Here is an 18,557-nt window from a genome sequence, read left to right on the forward strand (position 1 = left end):
TAGATAAACTCTAAAGTAATTGCGTTAAAATAAATGCCACGAATTCACGAATTTTATTTTTTAAGTAAGTATGTTACAAAAATGTTCGTTAAAATATCGCTCCTATGGAGCTGAAAATCCCAGAGGGATGGAATATTAATAATAAAAATATAACAAAGTTAAATTGAGCTCCAGAGGAGCGGTATATTTAGCACATAATTTTTGAGTAAGCATTTGGAGGTTTATAGTATAATGAATGCGATTCTAGTATAAATGTTATTAAAAAGCAAAAAGTAGATGAACAATAAATTCGTGGATTCGTGGCAAAAATTAACAAAATCATAAACCACCAAACTCAATTAAAAACTAGTTTTACCAACCAAAACAACGTGTTCACTAATTATTGATTGTTTTATAAACTTAAATTCACGTGCTTTATAGTAAAATTCCCGATTTTCGGGAATAATAATTTCAAAAGAAACCAATAAATACAATCTTGAAGATTTTTTATAAATTGATGAATAATGAAAAAATTGACAACAACCATAATAATGATATTCTTATTTTCTTTAACCTCAAATGCTCAAAACGATTTTGAGAAACTTTGGACACAAGTCGAAAAACTTGAGGTTGATGGTTTGCCAAAATCGGCTTTACAAATTGTAGAAGAAATTTATGCAAAAGCAGAAAAAACCGACAATTCTCCACAAATTATAAAGTCGCTTTTTTACAAAAGCAAATTTGCTTTAACATTAGAAGAGGATGCACAATTACAAGTTATTCAAAACTTTAAAAAGCATATTGGTAAAAACCAAGCACCTACAAAAAATGTATTAGAAAATGTTTTGGCAAACTTATATTGGCAGTATTTTACTCAAAATAGATATAAATTTTACAACCGTACAAAAACGCAAGTTAAAATTGATATTAATGATTTTAGAACTTGGGATTTAGATACGTTATTTGAAGAAATTCATATGTATTTTAAAGCTTCTTTAAAAGAAGAGAAACTTTTACAAAAAATTAATATCGAAGAATTTTCAGACATTCTTCAACTTCAAAAAACAGCAAAAATATACACTCCTACTCTATTCGATTTTTTAGCGAATAATGCTTTAAATTTTTACAAATCTCCAGAAAACTCCATCACTAAACCTTCGTATCAATTTACGATTGATAATCCTAATTATTTGAGTGATGCAAAAACGTTCTCTAAATTGAATATCACTTCAAAAGATAGTTTGTCTTTGCAGCTAAATGCTTTAAATATTTATCAAAAATTACTTGAGCTACATACAAAAACCAACAACAAAAAGGCATTTGCAAATAGTAATGTAGAACGTTTGTTCTTTGTGTATCAAAATGCGACTTTCGAAAATAAGGAAAGTATTTTATTAGCAACATTAAAAACATCCGAAGCTAATTTTAAAAATGATGAAGCAAGTGGTTTGTACGCTTTTGAAATTGCTCAAATCTATAAAAATCAATCTAAAAACCAAGAAGCTTTAACAATTTGCAATCGAATTATAAAAGATTTTCCCAATAGCTTAGGAGCACAAAAATGTTTTGTTTTAAAAAGTCAAATTGAACAAAAAACACTTTCTATTCAAGCTGAAGAATTTATTCCTATTGATAAAAATTCGAGACTTTTAGTTACCTATAAAAATGTAAATAAGCTATTTTTTACAGCGTATAAAATCACTCAAAAACAATTATTAGAATTCAATAAAACTTACAAGTTTGATGATAAAAAAGCATTCATCAATAAATTAGAAAAAAACAAAACTTGGCAACATACCTTAAGAAACGAAGATGATTATTTGCAACATTCAACTGAGGTAATTGTCCCAAAATTTGAAGGTGGCATGTATTTAGTTTTGGCGTCAGAAAGTGAAGATTTAAATGTTAATTCAATCTACGGAACTACTACAATTCAAGTAACCAACTTAACATTGATTGAAAACACTTTTGAAGGAACATACAATTTTCAAGTAGTTGATAGAAATACAGGGAAACCTATTAAAAATGCTGAATTACATTTACAAAATGAAAAAAGAAATAATAGCAAATCAATCAACAAAAAATTAATTACGAATAATAATGGTTTTGCTTCTTACAAAAGTAACGACTACTTCAATAATGTAGAAATTATAATTACTACTAAAAATGATTTTGTAATTTTTGATAATAATTATTTATACAATCAAAGTTCTAATAACAATGGTAATAACGTAGATGATGAAATTACTATAAAACCATTTATTTTTACAGATAGAAGCATCTACAGACCAGGTCAAACTGTTTATTTTAAAGCGATCGTTATCAAAAAACAAGGTGATAAATCCGAAGTTTTTAAAAATGAATTTGTTGAGGTAACCTTATATGATGTAAACCAACAAATTGTAAAAACGTTAGATTTAAAACTGAACGATTTTGGTTCTGTTGCTGGCGAATTTATAATTCCAAATAATGGTTTAACTGGCGAATTTACAATCGATGTTGATGAAAGTTCTAAAAAAGAAAGTAAATTTTATGATAATGCAGACTTTGATATTGATTATAATAATTCCGTAACTATTTCAGTAGAAGAATACAAAAGACCAAAGTTTGAAACGGAATTTAAGCCGATTACAGAAAGTTATAAAATAAACGACTCCATTACTATTAATGGATTTGCAAAAGCGTTTTCTGGTGCAAATATCACAGATGCAAAAGTGGTGTATAGAGTCCATAGAAAAGTGCAATATCCAAGTTGGTATTCTTGGAGAAGACCAAACCCTGCTTCTAATTCGCAAGAAATAACCAATGGAGAAAGCATCACAAATGCATCAGGTAATTTTTCTATTAATTTTAAAGCTATCCCTGATGAAAGTGTTGACAAAGAAAGTTTGCCCGTTTTTAATTATGAAATAACTGCGGATGTTACAGACATTAATGGCGAAACAAGAAGTGCTACAACAATAGTAAAAGTAGGCTATCATTCTTTGATTGCAACCATTTATGTAGATGATAAAATTGATAAAAATCAAGAAGAAACTTCTATTAAAATTGAGACAAAAAACTTAAATGGCGAGTTTGTTGCAGCAAAAGGAAGCATCAAAATTCACAAATTACAAGCACCTAAAAATCCGTTAAGAAACAGACCTTGGTCTGCTCCAGAGTATCAAGATATTTCTGAAAATACATTCAGAACCTTATTTCCCAATGATCCTTATTCAGATGATGAAAGTGATTCAACTAATTGGAAAAAAGGCGAATTGGTATTTTCAAGCGATTTTGACACCTCAACTTCAAAAGAAGTTATTATAAAAAATCCTAAAAAGTGGCTTTCAGGTAAATATATCATCATTTTAGAAAGCGAAGATAAATTTGGGCAAGAAGTAAAAGACGAAAAAAGAATTACAGTTTTCTCTACTAGAGATAAAAATGTAGCAGACAATCAACTTTTTACCATCAATACTAATAAAACGTTTTACAATGTTGGTGATCAGGTTGAAATCCAAATTGGTTCTGCATCTAAAAACATGACTGTTATTGTGCAAATTGAAAAAAATTATAAAATTGTAGATACAAAACTCATCAAACTAAATAATTGTGTAGAAACGATTAAAATCCCTGTTAGCAAGAAAGATGTAGGCGGTTTTGCTGTTAAATATCACTTTGTGAATTACAACTATTTTGAAAGTGGAAATTTATTGATTAATGTTCCTCATCCAACAGAGAATAAGATAGAAATTATCACCAATATTTTTAGAGATAAATTACAACCTGGTCAAGAAGAAACTTGGAGTTTTACCATAAAAGATGATAAAAATGATGCCATTGCTGCAGAAGTTATAGCAAGTATGTATGATGCTTCTTTAGATGATTTCAAAGCTCATCATTGGAATTTTAATCCAATTGTTGGGAAGCAAAATTACAGTTCTTACCAAACCAGTAATGCCAACAAAAGTTTTGGGAACACCAATTTTTATATCAGAAATAACGAGAGAAATTATTATCAAATTCCAACAATTGGCAATAATTCCTACAATTGGTTTGGGTTTAGTTTGAATACTAACAGATGGTTAAATCAACAATATTTAAGAGAAACAAAAAACAAACTAGAAACCACAAGAACAGATTTTGATGAAACAGTTACAGGAACAGTTTCTGATGAAAATGGTGAGCCTTTGCCTGGAGTAAACATTCAAATTAAAGGAACAACCTTTGGAACAACTACAGATTTTGATGGGAATTATTCCATCAAAATTAAAAAAGAGGATGTTTTAGTTGTAAATTATTTGGGATATAAGTCAGTAGAATATTTAATCGATTCCCAAACAACTATAGATGTAAAGTTAGAAGAAGACACTAGCTCTTTGGATGAAGTTGTTGTTGTAGGTTATGGAACTTCGAGAATAACTAAATTATCTGCTACAGTTTCTATGGATGAAGCTGAAGAATTTAATTTCGATTCTGGACAACCAGGTGCAAATTCATTAGTCCAATTAAGAGGGATAAATTCTATAGATGGGAATACCAATCCTTTATATATTATTGATGGTGTTATTGTTGATGAAAGTAGCTTCAGGAATTTAACCGCAAATAAAGTTGCAGAAATATCAGTTTTAAAAGACGCTTCAGCAACTGCACTTTATGGCTCAAGAGGTGCAAATGGTGTTATACTTATCACAACAAAAGCTGGTCAAGAAAAAATAGATGCAGCCTTATCGCAAGTTCAAGCACGAAAAGATTTTAAAGAAACTGCTTTCTTTTATCCACAGTTAACAACAGACAAAGAAGGCAAAGTTAGTTTTTCTTTTACAATGCCAGAAGCATTGACAAGATGGAAATTACAAGTATTAGCACATTCAACAACCTTGAAATCAGCTACAAAAACTTTGCAAACGGTTACTCAAAAAGAATTGATGGTCGTACCAAATGCACCAAGGTTTTTACGAGAAAAAGACACAATTACATTGAGTGCAAAAATTACCAACTTAACCAATAACCAATTAAGTGGTTTTGCAAAACTGATGTTTACAGATGCTATTTCTGGAAAAGAAATTGATTCAGAATTACAAAACATACATTCAAACAAGAATTTTACAGTTGATAAAGATGGAAATACAAATGTTTCTTGGAGTTTAGCAATTCCAGAAAACATACAAGCTGTGCAATATAAAATAGTAGCAAAAGCTGGCGACTTTTCTGATGGAGAACAAAATGTGTTGCCTGTTTTAAGCAATAGAATGTTGGTAACAGAAACGCTTCCAATGTGGGTTAAAGCAAATGAAACCAAAACTTTTACGTTGGATAAATTGAAAAATTCAACTTCATCAACTTTAAAAAATCATCAATTAACTTTAGAAATGACCTCAAATCCTGTTTGGTATTCAATTCAGGCTTTGCCCTATTTAATGGAATATCCTTATGAATGTTCAGAACAAATATTTTCTAGATATTATGCAAATACGTTAGCGAGTTTTGTAGCGAATTCAAATCCTAAAATTCAAGATGTATTTAATGCTTGGAAATCTTCGGATGCACTTTTATCGAATTTAGAAAAAAACCAAGAGTTAAAATCATTGATCATTCAAGAAACGCCTTGGTTAAGAGATGCACAATCTGAAACCGAACAAAAAAAGAGAATTGCGCTGTTGTTCGATTTGAATAAAATGAAAAACGAGCAAGAAAGAGCCATTAAAAAATTGCAAGATAACCAAATGAATTCTGGTGGCTTTCCTTGGTTTAAAGGCAGTAAATACGCAAACACATTTATTACGCAGCATATTGCCACTGGTTTTGGACATTTACAAAAGTTAGGTGTTACTGATTTTGATGCATCCACCAAAAATATGATTGAAAAATCTGTTAAATTTTTAGATGCTGAAATTTTAGAAAATTATGAAAAACTGTTAGAAAATGCTAAAAAAATTAAAGTAGCATCAAAATCTAAAAAAGAAGGAGAAAAGAAATATGAAACTTATTTAGCTAAAAACAATTTGAATTATTCTACGATTCAGTATTTGTATATGCGTAGTTTTTATGGTGATATTTCTTTAGATGATAAAACAAAATCAGCTGTTACCTATTATCAGAAACAGTCTGCTTCCTATTGGAAAGATTATAATTTATATGCGAAAGGACAAATTGCCTTATCACTTTTTAGAAATAACGAAAAAGCGACTGCAACTAAAATTCTTAAATCATTAAAAGAAAACTCGATAACTTCTGATGAATTAGGAATGTATTGGAAAAACAATACTGCTGGTTATTACTATTATCAAGCACCTGTGGAAACTCAAGCTTTAATGATTGAAGCTTTTTCTGAAATTGAAAACAAGGTTGAAACGATTGATAACCTTAAAATCTGGTTGTTAAAAAATAAGCAAACCAATAGTTGGAAAACTACAAAAGCAACTACAGAAGCTGTTTATGCTTTACTATTAAATGGAAGTGATTGGGTTTCAATTAATGAAACAGTTGCTGTGAAAGTTGGTAATCAACAAATAAATCCATCAGAAATAGAAAATGTACTAGTAGAAGCTGGAACTGGATATTTTAAAACTTCTTGGAATACTGATGAAATAAAACCAGAAATGGCAACAATTACCATCAACAAAAAAGAAAAAGGAATTGCTTGGGGTGGTTTATATTGGCAATATTTTGAGGATTTAGATAAAATTACATCCGCAGAAAGTCCGTTAAAATTAAATAAGAAATTATTCTTAAAAGTAAATACAGATACAGGAAAAGAATTGAAAGAAATCAACAAAAACACCACTTTAAAAGTTGGCGATTTACTTACTGTAAGAATTGAATTGCGTTCTGATCGAGATATGGAATTTATTCATTTAAAAGACATGAGAGCATCTGGAGTTGAGCCAATTAACGTATTATCAACCTATAAATGGCAAGATACTTTAGGCTATTATGAAAGTACAAAAGATGCATCAACTAATTTCTTTTTTGATAGAATTCCGAAAGGTGTTTATGTGTTTGAATATGATGTTCGTGTAAACAATGCTGGGAATTTTAGCAACGGAATTTCTACCATCCAAAGTATGTATGCACCTGAATTTAGCAGTCATTCAGAAGGGATTAGAATCAACGTAGAAAAATAAATATGAAATACTTTTTAGTAATCTTTTTGTCGATAATTAGTTTTGAAAATTATGCTCAAACAAATCAAAAATCTAATATTGAAAATATAAAAAAACATCTTTCTGTTATCACAAAAACAGAAAAGCCTAGGAATTTTAAAAATTTAGAAACACTAAATTTTGTTGCTAATTATATCAAACAAGAACTAAATAAAGTTTGCGATTCAGTTGAATTTCAAAATTTTAATGTTGCTGAAAATGAATACAAAAATGTAATAGGATCTATAGGTTTAGAACATCAACAAAGAATAATTTTTGGTGCTCATTATGATGTTTGTGGAGATTCTGATGGTGCAGATGATAATGCAAGTGGTGTTGTTGGTTTGTTAGAGTTAGCCAGATTATTATCAAAAGAAAAGCTAAATTATAGAATTGATTTTGTGGCCTATAGTTTAGAATAACCGCCTTTTTTTAGAACAAAAAAAATGGGAAGTTATATTCATGCAAATTATTTGTATAAAAATAAAATACCTGTAAAGGGAATGATTTCTCTTGAAACAATTGGTTTTTATAGTGATAAAGTTGGTTCTCAAAAATTCCCAATTGCAGGAATGGAAAAAATTTATGGCAATGTTGGTAATTTTATAACTGTGGTTCAAAACAATAAAAATGAGTCTTTTAGCAATGAAGTTAACAGTTTAATGAAAAGAGAAAATTTAATTAACACAAAATCTTTTAAAGGAAATTCTCAAATTTCTGGAGTAGATTTTTCTGATCATTTAAATTATTGGAAACATAATTTTGAAGCTGTAATGATTACAAATACTGCTTTTTTTAGAAACGAAAACTACCATACTTCTAAAGACAAATTAGAAACTTTAGATTTAGTTAAAATGAATTTGGTTATTGAGCAATTGTATACTGTTATTAAAAAAATTGAATAATTTTAGCACCAGAATTTCTACAATCCAAAGCATGTATGCACCAGAATTTAGCAGTCATTCAGAAGGTATTCGTTTAAAAATAATTAAGTAATCATAAGTGTTAATAAACTTTCTGATTGCGTTAATTAGTAATGCTATTTATATCTAATATTGTGGCTCAAACAAAATGATATAAATTATGAAAAAAGTACTTTTATTAGTAGGATTTATAGTGAGTTCAGTAGTATCAATAAATGCTCAGGATATTTCTGAAAATGCAATTGGTTTACGTTTAGGATCTGATGATGGTTTTGGAGGAGAAATTTCTTACCAAAGAGCGTTAGGTGGTAATAACAGACTGGAAATTGATTTAGGTATACGAAATAGTAATGATTATGATGGTTTTAAAGCAACAGGTTTATACCAATGGCTTTGGAATATTGAAGGTGGATTTAACTGGTATGCAGGTGTTGGTGGTGGTTTAGCAAATTACAATGGAAACAACAACAATGATTTTTCTGAAACTTTTATTTTTGCTGCTGGTGATATTGGAATTGAATACAATTTTCCAAGTACTCCAATTTTACTTTCTTTAGATTATAGACCAGAATTTGGTTTTGGAAATCGTTTTAATGACTTTGGCAACGATGTTGCTTTGGGAGTTAGATACCAATTTTAATTTAAAAAAATATTAATAAAGAAAATCCTCTAATTAATTTTAGAGGATTTTTTTTGAGATTATTTTAGTTTTGGTGGATATTTCTCCAAAATATTTTTTATAATTTCTTGAAAATGAAGTTCTTTTTCTTCAGGTTTTCTTTTCTCTTTTATTTTTGAATTTAAGACAGCTTCCCAAAAAAGTGTATTATTGCTTGCATCTACAAACTCAACAACAAACTCTTCATTTAACTTATTACCACCAATTGGGATACCTCCAGAAACGCCAAAACCACCATTTCTATTTCCACTTCCTATTCCAATGCCAATGGTGTTATTATTGTTTGCTTCTGATATTTTTGAAATAATATTGATAAAAAAATCAGGATTTTCAGATTCTTGAACTCCTAAAGTATTCAACTCAGTTTTCATTATGGAAATAACTCGTTTTACATCTAATTCATTGAGTCCTTTTCCAACATCTTCATAAAAAGCATACGTTCTAAAATTCGAAAAATTAACTTGACCATCATAATCTGTAATTACTTTAGATGATGAACAACTCATCATCAAAACCAAAAACAAATAGTGTACATTTTTCATGATGTTATTCTTTTAAAACAACTCTAGTTGGTGTATCTTTTCCGTTAATAATGGTTTCAGTACCTTTTGCAACAGCCTGAATTGTTTGTGTAATAATCGTCATATTTAAGGTTTCTGCTTCATCAGAAACTTTGTGATAATCAGGATCTGTATCTATTGCAGTTGTAGAAAAAGTATGCGAAGGTACCCCTAAACGTGCTAAAGATGCATTGTCTGATCTAAAAAATAAATTAAAATTTTTATACGGATCAGGAAATAATTGATAGCCAGAACCTTCTAAATTTTTCTGAACAATTTTCCCAAAATCCGATCTTTCAAAACCTGTTAACCAAGCTGTGTTTGGTCCAAAACTTGGTATTTTACCAATCATTTCTAAATTAATTCCTGCAACAAATTTGCTAGCATCAATTCCTTTTCCAAAATATGTTGAACCAATTAAGCCCATTTCTTCTGCAGTAAAAGCTGCAAAAACAATAGTTCTTTCATTCCCAACTTTCTTAAAATATTCAGCTAAAGCCAAAACTCCTGTCACACCAGAAGCATCATCATTGGCACCATTGTAAATTTTATCTTCACCTTTTCCTTCATTTCCTAAATGATCATAATGTGCAGAAATAATTACATATTCATCTTTTTTACTTTTACCTTCTAAAACCCCAATAATATTAGCACTTGTAATTTCTTCCTTACCTCTTCTTGGAGTAAAATTAAACGTTTGTCTATAAGTTTCTAAACCATCAAAAGTGGTTAAACCAATTCTTTTAAATTCATTTTCTATATATTTTGCAGCTTTTTCAATTCCTGGAGTTCCAGATTTTCTGCCTTCCATTTCATCGGATGCTAATGTGTATAAATGTTTTTTAACAATTAAAGAATCTATAAAGAAAGTGAGCATTACTGTTTCTTTTATTTCTGATTTAGATTTCTCTACAATAACATTTTTTGTGCTATTACAAGAAATTATACTTATTGATGCTGCTAAAAGAAAAATTATTTTTTTCATTATATATTGATTTTTAAGTTGCTAAATATAGCATTTATAACGCTTAAATTTTATGTATTTTTGTTTAAAATTTACAAAAAATGATTTTATCTGAAATTCCGAACATAAAAAATATTGATGCAAATAACTTTTTTCTACTTTGTGGACCTTGTGCTATTGAAAGTGAAGAAATGGCCCTAAGAATTGCCGAAAAAGTAGTAACAATTACTGATAAATTAAAGATTCCTTATATTTTTAAAGGCAGTTTTAAAAAGGCTAACAGAAGTAGAATTGATAGTTTTTCTGGAATTGGAGATGAAAAAGCTTTAAAAATTTTACGCAAAGTTTCTGAAACTTTTAATGTACCAACTGTTACTGACATTCACGAAAGTTCAGATGCTGCAAAAGCTGCTGAATATGTAGATGTTTTGCAGATTCCTGCATTTTTGGTTCGTCAAACAGATTTGGTGGTTGCTGCTGCAGAAACTGGTAAAGTTGTCAACTTAAAAAAAGGACAATTTATGAGTCCTGCTTCCATGAAACACGCCGTTCAAAAAGTATTAGATGCTGGCAATCACAAAGCTTGGGTCACTGATAGAGGAACCATGTTTGGCTACCAAGATATGATTGTAGATTTTAGAGGAATTCCTGAAATGCGTGCTTTTGCGCCTACAATTTTAGATGTTACACATTCTTTGCAACAACCCAATCAAGTTGCTGGCGTTACTGGTGGAAGACCAGATATGATTGAAACCATTGCAAGAGCAGGCATTGTAAATAACGTAGATGGCTTGTTTATCGAAACTCATTTTGACCCTGCAAATGCAAAATCTGATGGTGCAAATATGTTGCATTTAAACAATTTAGAAAAGTTGTTAACCAATTTGGTTGCCATTCGTAAAACTGTGAATAGTTTACAATAAGCTCATTTTTATTTGGGCGTTTTAACAGGCTTTCCACTATATCTTTTTTCTGAAAAAGAAAAAAGGATGTCGTTTCAATCCTTAACGCAAATGGCAAGTTTATATAAACATTACATAAAAGGGCACAATATTTGACTTCTAAAAGTGTTTAAACTTTTATAATGAAACAACTTATTTTTATATTTCTATTTATTTCGTTTGCTACATTTTCTCAGAATTTTGATGCTGTTGATGCTAAAGTTGTAACCTATCTAAGATTTAATAAGGTAGAAGATTTAGCTAACCAAATTGAAAAAGATTTTAAAACAGATGCTGATAAAGCAAGAGCAGCATTTTTCTGGATAGCAAAAAACATTCGCTATAATTTAAAAGAATATTACAATCCAAAAAAAAGAAGTTATCGTTTTAAATTTTCATCAGAAGAAGATCGACTTCAAAAAATACAAGCCATTAATGATTCATTTATTGCAGCAACCTTTAAAAGCAAAATGGGCGTTTGTGAAGAATATGCACAATCATTCAAAAAAATATGTGATTTACTAAATATTGAAGCTGCTGTGATTAAAGGAAATGTTAGAAGTGATGCTAGAGAAATTGGAGTAATTTCAAATACCACCAACCATGCTTGGAATGCTGTTAAAATTGATGGAAAATGGCAAATTTTAGATGCAACTTGGGCAGCTGGTTATGAATATAATGGAAAATGGGTTCGTAAATTTAACGAGTATTTTTACAACATTCCAACAAACAAAATATTTAAAACTCATTATCCAAAAGAAGCTATTTGGATATTGCATTTTGGAAGAATGAGTTTGGAAGAATTTTACAATCAACCAATTTATACCAATACATTTTTAGCCTTAGAGGCTGAATTGATTGCTCCAAAAACTGGTTTTATCAACCTAAAAAAAACAGAAAATATTGAATTAACGTTTAAGAATTTAGATACAAATTCTCAAATTATTTATGGAATCACAGGTCAAAAGTATGCACAAAAACCTATGATTACTATTAAAGATAATATTGCTACTTTAACTATAAAAAATCCGAATAGAAATGCAGATTTAACATTGTACATTAACAATAATGATGCGCTACATTTTAAAGTTAATGTTGAATAAATAAACTTCTCGATACAAAATTTCTGAAAAAGAAATTTCACTCGAACTGACAGATTTTTAGTTTCTTTTATAAAATCCTTTCTCTTTTAGTTGATGCGCTTCTTCTAAAACAGCTAATAAAATTTCTTCATTGATTTCATCAACTGAAAAATAACGTAAGGATTTTACTACTTTTCTGTTTTCTGTCACTAAAAATTCGGTGTATTTAGTTAAATGTGCAGACACCCAAAATGCAACATCAACAAAACCTTTTTTGTGAGATGCATTTAAGTAACAAAAAGGTTTGTCTTCCAAATAATAAACAGGCAATCGCCATTTGTATTTCAAATCTACTGTTGGAAATGCACTCTCAATTAGAATTTGCACATGCAACAACATCGATTTAAAAGGTTCTGGCTGTTTTAAAATATATTCTTCTGCAGGTTTCATTTGTGTATATTTGTGAAAGTTATAAAAATTATGAAAACAGACACTACTTCTCAACTAAATTTTTCTTTAATTGGTTTTACGAGCATTCAAATTGGGATCTATATTTTACTAGCAGCTTATGCCATAGAAACGTTACTTTTAAATTTTATGGAAACTGATACTTTAGGGCTTTCATCGGAAATAAATTTAGTAATTGCTATTGCAAGTATTACGTTTTTTACAGTTCTATTTTCATTTTTCGCGATGTTTTTTAAAGGAAAAAGAAACGCTAAAAAACAGCAACTACAACTTTGGAATCAAAAATCAATTAGTACCTTCTGGATTATTTTTGTTTCTTTTTTAGCTATTTATGGAATACTATATTTGTTTTACACTCAAAACCTGGAAGACTTTATAACTCCCACTTTTTTAATTTTCTACGGACTTTTACTGTTTGCATTTCACAAAAAAGAACGAAAAAACCTTTTAATTATTAGTGGTATTTGCATCTTATTTTCTATAATTTGCTTTATGATTCCTAGTTATTGGTATTCTGCTTTGGTTATTTTAGGAGTTGCTCATATTACTTATGGAGTTGTTGTAAAAGAGTAATTTACACATAAAATTTCACAAACTTTTTTAGATTATATTTAATTTACATTTTTATAGAAATCAAAATATTGTTAGATAATTTACACCTAATATGAGTTGATTAACTAATAAATTAAACTTAAGAACAGTAATATTATTGAAGCCTTAAAAATCAAACTTTGTTAGTTTTTTACAGGAATAACTAAAGTTGGTATTTTAGAATTTTTAACAATACTTGTAGCAATATTTCCCATAAATACATCTTCTAAAAAACTGTGGCTATGAGTACCAATAACTAATAGATCTGCATTCCATTCTTTAGCAAAATTAAGAATTTCATATTCAGGATTTCCATCAAGTACCTTAACTTCAGTGGTTGGTTCTCCTAAATATTTTGCTGTGGAATTAAGAAAAGATTTAGCTTCTTTTTCTAAACTTTCTACAATTTTAATATTCTGATTTACTAAAAAACCATTATAATTCATAATAGGGTCATATCTATTTACATAAAGTCCAGCATCATAAACTACGTGTATAAATACAACTTCAGCTTTCAAAGCTTTTGCATAATTAAGGCCTGTTTGGGCTATTTTTTTAGCTGAAGGACTTGTGTCTAAAGCAATACAAATTTTTTTCATAATTATTGTTTTTTTTTAAGATGTTAATTTTTTAATACTATTTAAAATACTCAGAATTAAACGTTTGTTCTCAAAAATAAATATTTATACAAGCTTAACAAAATTAAAAGTACATTCTACTAGAATATAAAATTATTTGAGCACAAATTAAATAATAAGTGATTTTTAAATCTTAAATTCAATTTAAACAATAAATGCGTTTTTTATATTTTTTTGATTTTATTTAAATTTTATTAGTAAAATTAAGAAATAAGTATTTACTTTGTATTTCAAAGTTCTTTAAAAATGAGTCAAGAAGATTATTTAAGAGACATATCAGAAATTAAAACATTAATGAATAAATCATCGAGATTTATTTCTTTGAGTGGTTTGTCTGGTATTTTAGCAGGAATTTATGCACTAATAGGTGCAGCTTTTGCTTATTGGTTAGTTAGCAATAGTGGAAGAGAATATTTAATTTTAGACGGAAAAGTTTTTCGTTTGATAATTTTAGATTTAATAGTAATTACTGTATTAAGCATTGGAACTGCCATTTTTTTAACCACAAAAAAGGCAAAAAAGAACAATGAAAAAATCTGGGATTCTTTAACCAAAAGATTGTTAACCAGTTTTATTGTGCCATTATTGGCTGGCGGAATTTACATTATTATTATTTTAAGTAACCAAAAATATGGACAAACTGGAGCTTTAATGCTACTTTTTTATGGTTTGGCTTTGTTAAATGCATCAAAATATACCTTAGGCGATATTAAGTATTTAGGCTATACTCAAATTGTTTTGGGATTAATTTCTGCTCTATATCCTGGTTATGGATTCTGGTTTTGGGTAATTGGTTTTGGCTTTATGCACATTATTTATGGTGCAATTATGTACTTTAAATATGATAAAAAATAGCCCTATTTTTATATTTTAAATAAAAATTCGTTTGAAAAACATAATTCTTAACATAAATAAAGCTTTCGATCATAGAATACGACTAGGAATAATGTCGGTTTTAATGGTAAACGAATCTGCCGATTTTACAACCTTAAAAGAATTATTAGGAGCAACAGATGGTAATTTAGCAAGCCATACAAAAGCTTTGGAAAAAGTAGATTTTATAAAAGTAGAAAAACAATTTATTGGAAGAAAACCAAATACAAAATACATAGCCACCAATTTGGGTAAAATGGAATTCAAAAAACACATTGAAGCACTCGAAAAATTAATCAAAAACAAATAAGCTATTTTTTTAATTTATTACTTTGAAATACAAAGTACTTTTAAAAATGAGTATGAGAAAGAAATTTATTTATTGGCTCTTTGAACATTCACAAAGAATGTACATCAAATTTAAGAACAAAACTCCTTGGGGAATTACTTCTAAAGAGCTCCTAACCTACTCTAAAGATAGTTTTGGGTATCATTTAGGCAAACTTTTAGTAGATAACAATTTCGAATTATTACCCAAAGTAGAAAGACACGATTGTTATCACTTATTAACCAATTATGGCACAAAAGTAGAAGATGAAATTGCCTTACAATACGTATGTTTTGGCAATGGAAAAAGAAGTCCGTATTTACTTGGTGTGCTTTTCATTGGCACAATTCTACTGCCTGAATATTACAAATATTATTTAAAATCTTACAAATTGGGCAAAAACTGCAACCAATTTCATCACTTTAATTATAAAAATATTTTACAATTTTCCCTACAAGATATAAGAGAAAGCATTTTTAACAAACAACAAATTTTACAAATTCAATAATTATGGAAACGAACAAAGAACAAACAGGAAAAATTGGTAAATGGGCCAAAAAATCTATAACAGCAAGAATGTTAATGGTAGGTGTTTTAATTATTATTTTAATGATTCCACTTTCTTATATTGAAATGCTAATTACAGAAAGATCCATGAGACAACAAGATGTTGTTCGCGAAATCAATCAAAAATGGGCAGATGAAGTTTTAATTTACGGCCCAATTTTAAAAGTACCTTATAAAGTTTTTACCACAAAAAGTACTTATGAAGAAAAAACAAAAACTTGGTTAAAAGAAGAAATTGAAAGCATAAAATATGCATTTTTCTTTCCTGAAAAACTGGATATTATATCAACTATAAACCCTGAAGAAAAAACTAGAGGCATTTATAAAACTGCTGTTTATCAAAGTGAAATAGAAATAAATGGATTGTTTACCAAACCAGATTTTTCTGAAAAAGAAATTAAAGATGAACATATTCTATGGGATAAAATTAAGTTAATTGTACAAACCACCAATTTAAAAGGCGCTAACAGTTTATTTGAAATCAATATCAATAAAAACGTTTATCCTTTTTCTTCATCGCATTTTAATGATAATTATAACTCAAAAAATTATAGTAATCAAAATGCTGTTTCTCTAAATGAATTAGAGAGTAAAACATTAGAACTTACTGATATTCCCAAAGAAAAGAAAGTGTCTTTTGCTATGAATATCAACATGAAAGGAAGCAAGCAAATACAATTTATTCCTATTGGTAAAGAAACCAATGTAAATGTAAAGTCGGATTGGAAAACAGCCAATTTTATAGGCGAATATTTGCCTTATAATTCAGATAAAATTACAGAAGAAGGTTTTAATGCAAAGTGGAAAATATTAGACATAAACAGACCTTATTCGCAACAATTTTTTAAAGGAATTCCAAACTTAAAACAATTTGCTTTTGGTGTTAACTTTATGATTCCAGTAGATGAGTATCAAAAAAGTGAACGTTCTGCAAAATATGGGTTTCTTGTAATTGGTTTAACATTCTTAATTTTCTTTTTAATACAAACCATGAGTAAAATTCATATTCATCCTTTTCAATATTTAATGATTGGAGTTGCGCTCACCATGTTTTACACGTTACTAATTTCAATTTCAGAACACAGTAGCTATTTAAAAGCCTATTTAATAGCAGGTTTTGCAGTAATTAGTTTAATAACATTATATTCTAAATCAATCTTAAAAAACGTAAAGTTTCCAATTTTTATAGGTATTTCATTAACAGCATTGTACACCTTTATATTTGTTATTATTCAATTAGAAAACTATGCTTTATTAGTAGGAAGTATTGGGCTATTTTTAATACTTGCAGGTGTTATGTATGCTTCAAGAAAAATTGATTGGGAAAATAATTAACTAGTAGTTCCAAGATTTGAGCAAAATCTCTTCTAAATTTTATGCGATTTTGCTTTTTTGAAAGATAAATTAATCAAAAAAATCCTTCGATAGCCTCAGGAAAACATTTTTTAGATTTTAATTGTGCACATGAATTCTGAAAAAAATATAGTATCAAAATTAAATTAACAAATGCTTTCTCCAATTTTTATAACAAAATGTCAGTCTGATCTTGTCGAAAACTTCTAGATTTTATTTTAATTAGAAATGTAATAAACTAATACAATATATATGATGAAATTCAACCTAAAATATTTCCTAATTTTCTTACTACTCTTTTTTTCAGAAATTATCATTGCAAAATACACAACAGGTTTTATAAGACACACAATTGGCGATTATTTAGTTGTAATCTTACTCTATGCTCTTATTAAAAGTTTTATAAAATTATCAAACCTAAAAACAGGAATTATTGTTTTAATAATTGCTTATATGGTTGAATTTTTACAACTCACAAATCTCCAAAATTTTTATCCTGATAAATATGTACATGCACTAAAACTGGTTTTAGGGACTTCCTTTTCAATTGGCGATTTAGTAGCTTATACTTTAGGAATCATCACAACTTTACTAATTGAATACAAACCAAAAAAGCAACATGAAAAAACTATTTAAATCTATAAAAGGATCTTTATTAATATTGGTTTTGTTTTGCATTTTTCTTTGGTTGATAAGAATCTCAATAACCAAGTCTTTGTTTTTTGGTTTTTTAATTTGGAACTTATTTTTAGCAATTATTCCTTATTGCATATCAACAATTGTAAAAGATAAGATGCAGCAATCATCTAAATTAAAGTTGGTTTTAACACTATTAATTTGGTTACTTTTTTTACCAAATGCACCTTATATTATTACCGATTTTATTCACTTACATCATATAAAAGCGAACATAATTTGGTTGGATATTTTTATACTATTCGCTTTTTCATCAACAGGTTTACTCTTTGCAATACTATCATTAACTGACGTTTACAACATAATAAAAAAAAGATGGAACTTACAAAACGCAAAATATTTTTTAATATCAGCTACTTTTTTGTGTGGCTTTGGCATCTATTTGGGCAGATTTTTAAGATTCAATTCTTGGGATGTTTTAACAAGTCCATTGACTATCGTAAAGAAAAGCTTTTTAAGTATAAATGACCCAAAAACTTGGTTTATAACCATCAGTTTTGGATCATTTTTATATCTATTATTTTTATTTTTTAACAATGTAGAAAACAACTTGTTAAAGAAACAAAAACATTAATCATTCTTTATTATTGGTAATTTTTCTTTTTTGTGATATTAGAATTCCTAGTAAAACTCCAATTGCAAAACTGCCCAAAATTATCAAAACTTTAGAAATGGATAATTTCCAGAATAAAAATTTAACATCTGTAATTTCAGCATTTTGTAAAGAAAAAACTACAATAATAGCTGCAAATATTAAAATCAGTATAGTTTTAGTTTTCATTTTTTAA

18 protein-coding genes are annotated in these 18,557 nt (G+C 28.3%); 13 read left to right on the forward strand and 5 right to left on the reverse strand.

Translation table 11 applies throughout. From position 1 onward, the window contains the following. Positions 1 to 503 precede the first annotated feature (503 nt). The 4 genes from P161_RS0101255 to P161_RS0101265 all read left to right on the forward strand — a co-directional run bounded on the left by P161_RS0101255 (position 504) and on the right by P161_RS0101265 (position 8,669). Positions 504 to 7,088, forward strand: coding sequence for a carboxypeptidase-like regulatory domain-containing protein (locus P161_RS0101255; protein ID WP_036841136.1), 6,585 nt, complete (start codon positions 504 to 506; stop codon positions 7,086 to 7,088). 2 nt (positions 7,089 to 7,090) lie between these two features. Beyond that, positions 7,091 to 7,528, forward strand: coding sequence for a M28 family peptidase (locus P161_RS18915; protein ID WP_051605627.1), 438 nt, complete (start codon positions 7,091 to 7,093; stop codon positions 7,526 to 7,528). 24 nt (positions 7,529 to 7,552) lie between these two features. Then, entirely contained in the window at positions 7,553 to 8,011 is a 459-nt protein-coding gene (locus P161_RS18920) for a M28 family peptidase (protein WP_051605628.1), read from the forward strand. 178 nt (positions 8,012 to 8,189) lie between these two features. Next, on the forward strand, positions 8,190 to 8,669 hold the full coding sequence (locus tag P161_RS0101265; protein WP_026775282.1) for a hypothetical protein: 480 nt from the start codon (positions 8,190 to 8,192) through the stop codon (positions 8,667 to 8,669). Between the two features lie 59 nt (positions 8,670 to 8,728). Here the strand turns inward: P161_RS0101265 and P161_RS0101270 are convergent, their stop codons facing one another. Then, positions 8,729 to 9,250, reverse strand: a complete 522-nt coding sequence (locus P161_RS0101270; protein WP_026775283.1) for a DUF4136 domain-containing protein — start codon at positions 9,248 to 9,250, stop codon at positions 8,729 to 8,731. Positions 9,251 to 9,254: 4 nt separating this feature from the next. Further along, positions 9,255 to 10,253 carry a M28 family peptidase gene (locus tag P161_RS0101275; RefSeq protein ID WP_026775284.1) on the reverse strand — a complete coding sequence of 333 codons (999 nt, stop codon included), beginning with the start codon at positions 10,251 to 10,253 and terminating at the stop codon, positions 9,255 to 9,257. Positions 10,254 to 10,333: 80 nt separating this feature from the next. On the opposite strand from P161_RS0101275, the gene kdsA reads away from it, so the two are divergent. After that, positions 10,334 to 11,155 (forward strand): 3-deoxy-8-phosphooctulonate synthase, encoded by an 822-nt coding sequence (kdsA, locus tag P161_RS0101280; RefSeq protein WP_026775285.1) that lies wholly within the window; start codon positions 10,334 to 10,336, stop codon positions 11,153 to 11,155. Positions 11,156 to 11,316: 161 nt separating this feature from the next. Further along, complete coding sequence (locus P161_RS0101285) at positions 11,317 to 12,276, forward strand: transglutaminase domain-containing protein (protein ID WP_026775286.1); 960 nt, start codon at positions 11,317 to 11,319, stop codon at positions 12,274 to 12,276. A gap of 57 nt (positions 12,277 to 12,333) precedes the next feature. Here P161_RS0101285 and P161_RS0101290 read toward each other — a convergent pair whose 3' ends face one another. Further along, positions 12,334 to 12,705 carry a DUF1801 domain-containing protein gene (locus tag P161_RS0101290; RefSeq protein WP_026775287.1) on the reverse strand — a complete coding sequence of 124 codons (372 nt, stop codon included), beginning with the start codon at positions 12,703 to 12,705 and terminating at the stop codon, positions 12,334 to 12,336. Positions 12,706 to 12,735: 30 nt separating this feature from the next. Between P161_RS0101290 and P161_RS0101295 the strand changes: the two genes are divergently transcribed. After that, positions 12,736 to 13,296, forward strand: coding sequence for a hypothetical protein (locus P161_RS0101295; RefSeq protein WP_026775288.1), 561 nt, complete (start codon positions 12,736 to 12,738; stop codon positions 13,294 to 13,296). Between the two features lie 161 nt (positions 13,297 to 13,457). On the opposite strand, the gene P161_RS0101300 is transcribed toward P161_RS0101295, so the two are convergent. Then, positions 13,458 to 13,913: a universal stress protein gene (locus P161_RS0101300; RefSeq protein ID WP_026775289.1), complete on the reverse strand. Its 456-nt coding sequence runs from the start codon at positions 13,911 to 13,913 to the stop codon at positions 13,458 to 13,460. Between the two features lie 285 nt (positions 13,914 to 14,198). Between P161_RS0101300 and P161_RS0101305 the strand changes: the two genes are divergently transcribed. From P161_RS0101305 to P161_RS17860, 6 genes are all read left to right on the forward strand, one after another. Beyond that, positions 14,199 to 14,807 carry a hypothetical protein gene (locus P161_RS0101305; protein ID WP_026775290.1) on the forward strand — a complete coding sequence of 203 codons (609 nt, stop codon included), beginning with the start codon at positions 14,199 to 14,201 and terminating at the stop codon, positions 14,805 to 14,807. A gap of 31 nt (positions 14,808 to 14,838) precedes the next feature. Next, positions 14,839 to 15,135 (forward strand): transcriptional regulator, encoded by a 297-nt coding sequence (locus tag P161_RS0101310; RefSeq protein ID WP_026775291.1) that lies wholly within the window; start codon positions 14,839 to 14,841, stop codon positions 15,133 to 15,135. 52 nt (positions 15,136 to 15,187) lie between these two features. After that, positions 15,188 to 15,661, forward strand: a complete 474-nt coding sequence (locus P161_RS0101315; RefSeq protein ID WP_036841137.1) for a Coq4 family protein — start codon at positions 15,188 to 15,190, stop codon at positions 15,659 to 15,661. A 2-nt stretch (positions 15,662 to 15,663) separates the two neighbouring features. Continuing rightward, positions 15,664 to 17,055 carry a cell envelope integrity protein CreD gene (gene creD / locus P161_RS0101320; protein ID WP_026775293.1) on the forward strand — a complete coding sequence of 464 codons (1,392 nt, stop codon included), beginning with the start codon at positions 15,664 to 15,666 and terminating at the stop codon, positions 17,053 to 17,055. Positions 17,056 to 17,325: 270 nt separating this feature from the next. Continuing rightward, positions 17,326 to 17,709: a DUF2809 domain-containing protein gene (locus tag P161_RS17855; protein WP_081816957.1), complete on the forward strand. Its 384-nt coding sequence runs from the start codon at positions 17,326 to 17,328 to the stop codon at positions 17,707 to 17,709. Further along, on the forward strand, positions 17,693 to 18,343 hold the full coding sequence (locus tag P161_RS17860; protein WP_051605630.1) for a DUF1361 domain-containing protein: 651 nt from the start codon (positions 17,693 to 17,695) through the stop codon (positions 18,341 to 18,343). The genes P161_RS17855 and P161_RS17860 overlap by 17 nt, the downstream gene beginning before the upstream one ends. Here the strand turns inward: P161_RS17860 and P161_RS17865 are convergent, their stop codons facing one another. After that, positions 18,344 to 18,550 carry a lipopolysaccharide assembly protein LapA domain-containing protein gene (locus tag P161_RS17865; protein WP_036841140.1) on the reverse strand — a complete coding sequence of 69 codons (207 nt, stop codon included), beginning with the start codon at positions 18,548 to 18,550 and terminating at the stop codon, positions 18,344 to 18,346. Positions 18,551 to 18,557 lie beyond the last annotated feature (7 nt).

The sequence above is a fragment of the Polaribacter sp. Hel_I_88 genome (assembly GCF_000687935.1).
Taxonomy (GTDB): Bacteria; Bacteroidota; Bacteroidia; order Flavobacteriales; family Flavobacteriaceae; genus Polaribacter.

What these genes read in the sequence shown, in the direction of transcription:
- P161_RS17865 (WP_036841140.1), bottom strand. Translation starts at nt 18,550, where the DNA reads ATGAAAACTAAAACTATACTGATTTTAATATTTGCAGCTATTATTGTA.
- P161_RS0101285 (WP_026775286.1), top strand. Translation starts at nt 11,317, where the DNA reads ATGAAACAACTTATTTTTATATTTCTATTTATTTCGTTTGCTACATTT.
- P161_RS0101290 (WP_026775287.1), bottom strand. Translation starts at nt 12,705, where the DNA reads ATGAAACCTGCAGAAGAATATATTTTAAAACAGCCAGAACCTTTTAAA.
- P161_RS0101275 (WP_026775284.1), bottom strand. Translation starts at nt 10,253, where the DNA reads ATGAAAAAAATAATTTTTCTTTTAGCAGCATCAATAAGTATAATTTCT.
- P161_RS17855 (WP_081816957.1), top strand. Translation starts at nt 17,326, where the DNA reads ATGATGAAATTCAACCTAAAATATTTCCTAATTTTCTTACTACTCTTT.
- P161_RS0101295 (WP_026775288.1), top strand. Translation starts at nt 12,736, where the DNA reads ATGAAAACAGACACTACTTCTCAACTAAATTTTTCTTTAATTGGTTTT.
- P161_RS18915 (WP_051605627.1), top strand. Translation starts at nt 7,091, where the DNA reads ATGAAATACTTTTTAGTAATCTTTTTGTCGATAATTAGTTTTGAAAAT.
- P161_RS18920 (WP_051605628.1), top strand. Translation starts at nt 7,553, where the DNA reads ATGGGAAGTTATATTCATGCAAATTATTTGTATAAAAATAAAATACCT.
- kdsA (WP_026775285.1), top strand. Translation starts at nt 10,334, where the DNA reads ATGATTTTATCTGAAATTCCGAACATAAAAAATATTGATGCAAATAAC.
- P161_RS17860 (WP_051605630.1), top strand. Translation starts at nt 17,693, where the DNA reads ATGAAAAAACTATTTAAATCTATAAAAGGATCTTTATTAATATTGGTT.
- creD (WP_026775293.1), top strand. Translation starts at nt 15,664, where the DNA reads ATGGAAACGAACAAAGAACAAACAGGAAAAATTGGTAAATGGGCCAAA.
- P161_RS0101315 (WP_036841137.1), top strand. Translation starts at nt 15,188, where the DNA reads ATGAGAAAGAAATTTATTTATTGGCTCTTTGAACATTCACAAAGAATG.
- P161_RS0101255 (WP_036841136.1), top strand. Translation starts at nt 504, where the DNA reads ATGAAAAAATTGACAACAACCATAATAATGATATTCTTATTTTCTTTA.
- P161_RS0101265 (WP_026775282.1), top strand. Translation starts at nt 8,190, where the DNA reads ATGAAAAAAGTACTTTTATTAGTAGGATTTATAGTGAGTTCAGTAGTA.
- P161_RS0101270 (WP_026775283.1), bottom strand. Translation starts at nt 9,250, where the DNA reads ATGAAAAATGTACACTATTTGTTTTTGGTTTTGATGATGAGTTGTTCA.
- P161_RS0101305 (WP_026775290.1), top strand. Translation starts at nt 14,199, where the DNA reads ATGAGTCAAGAAGATTATTTAAGAGACATATCAGAAATTAAAACATTA.
- P161_RS0101300 (WP_026775289.1), bottom strand. Translation starts at nt 13,913, where the DNA reads ATGAAAAAAATTTGTATTGCTTTAGACACAAGTCCTTCAGCTAAAAAA.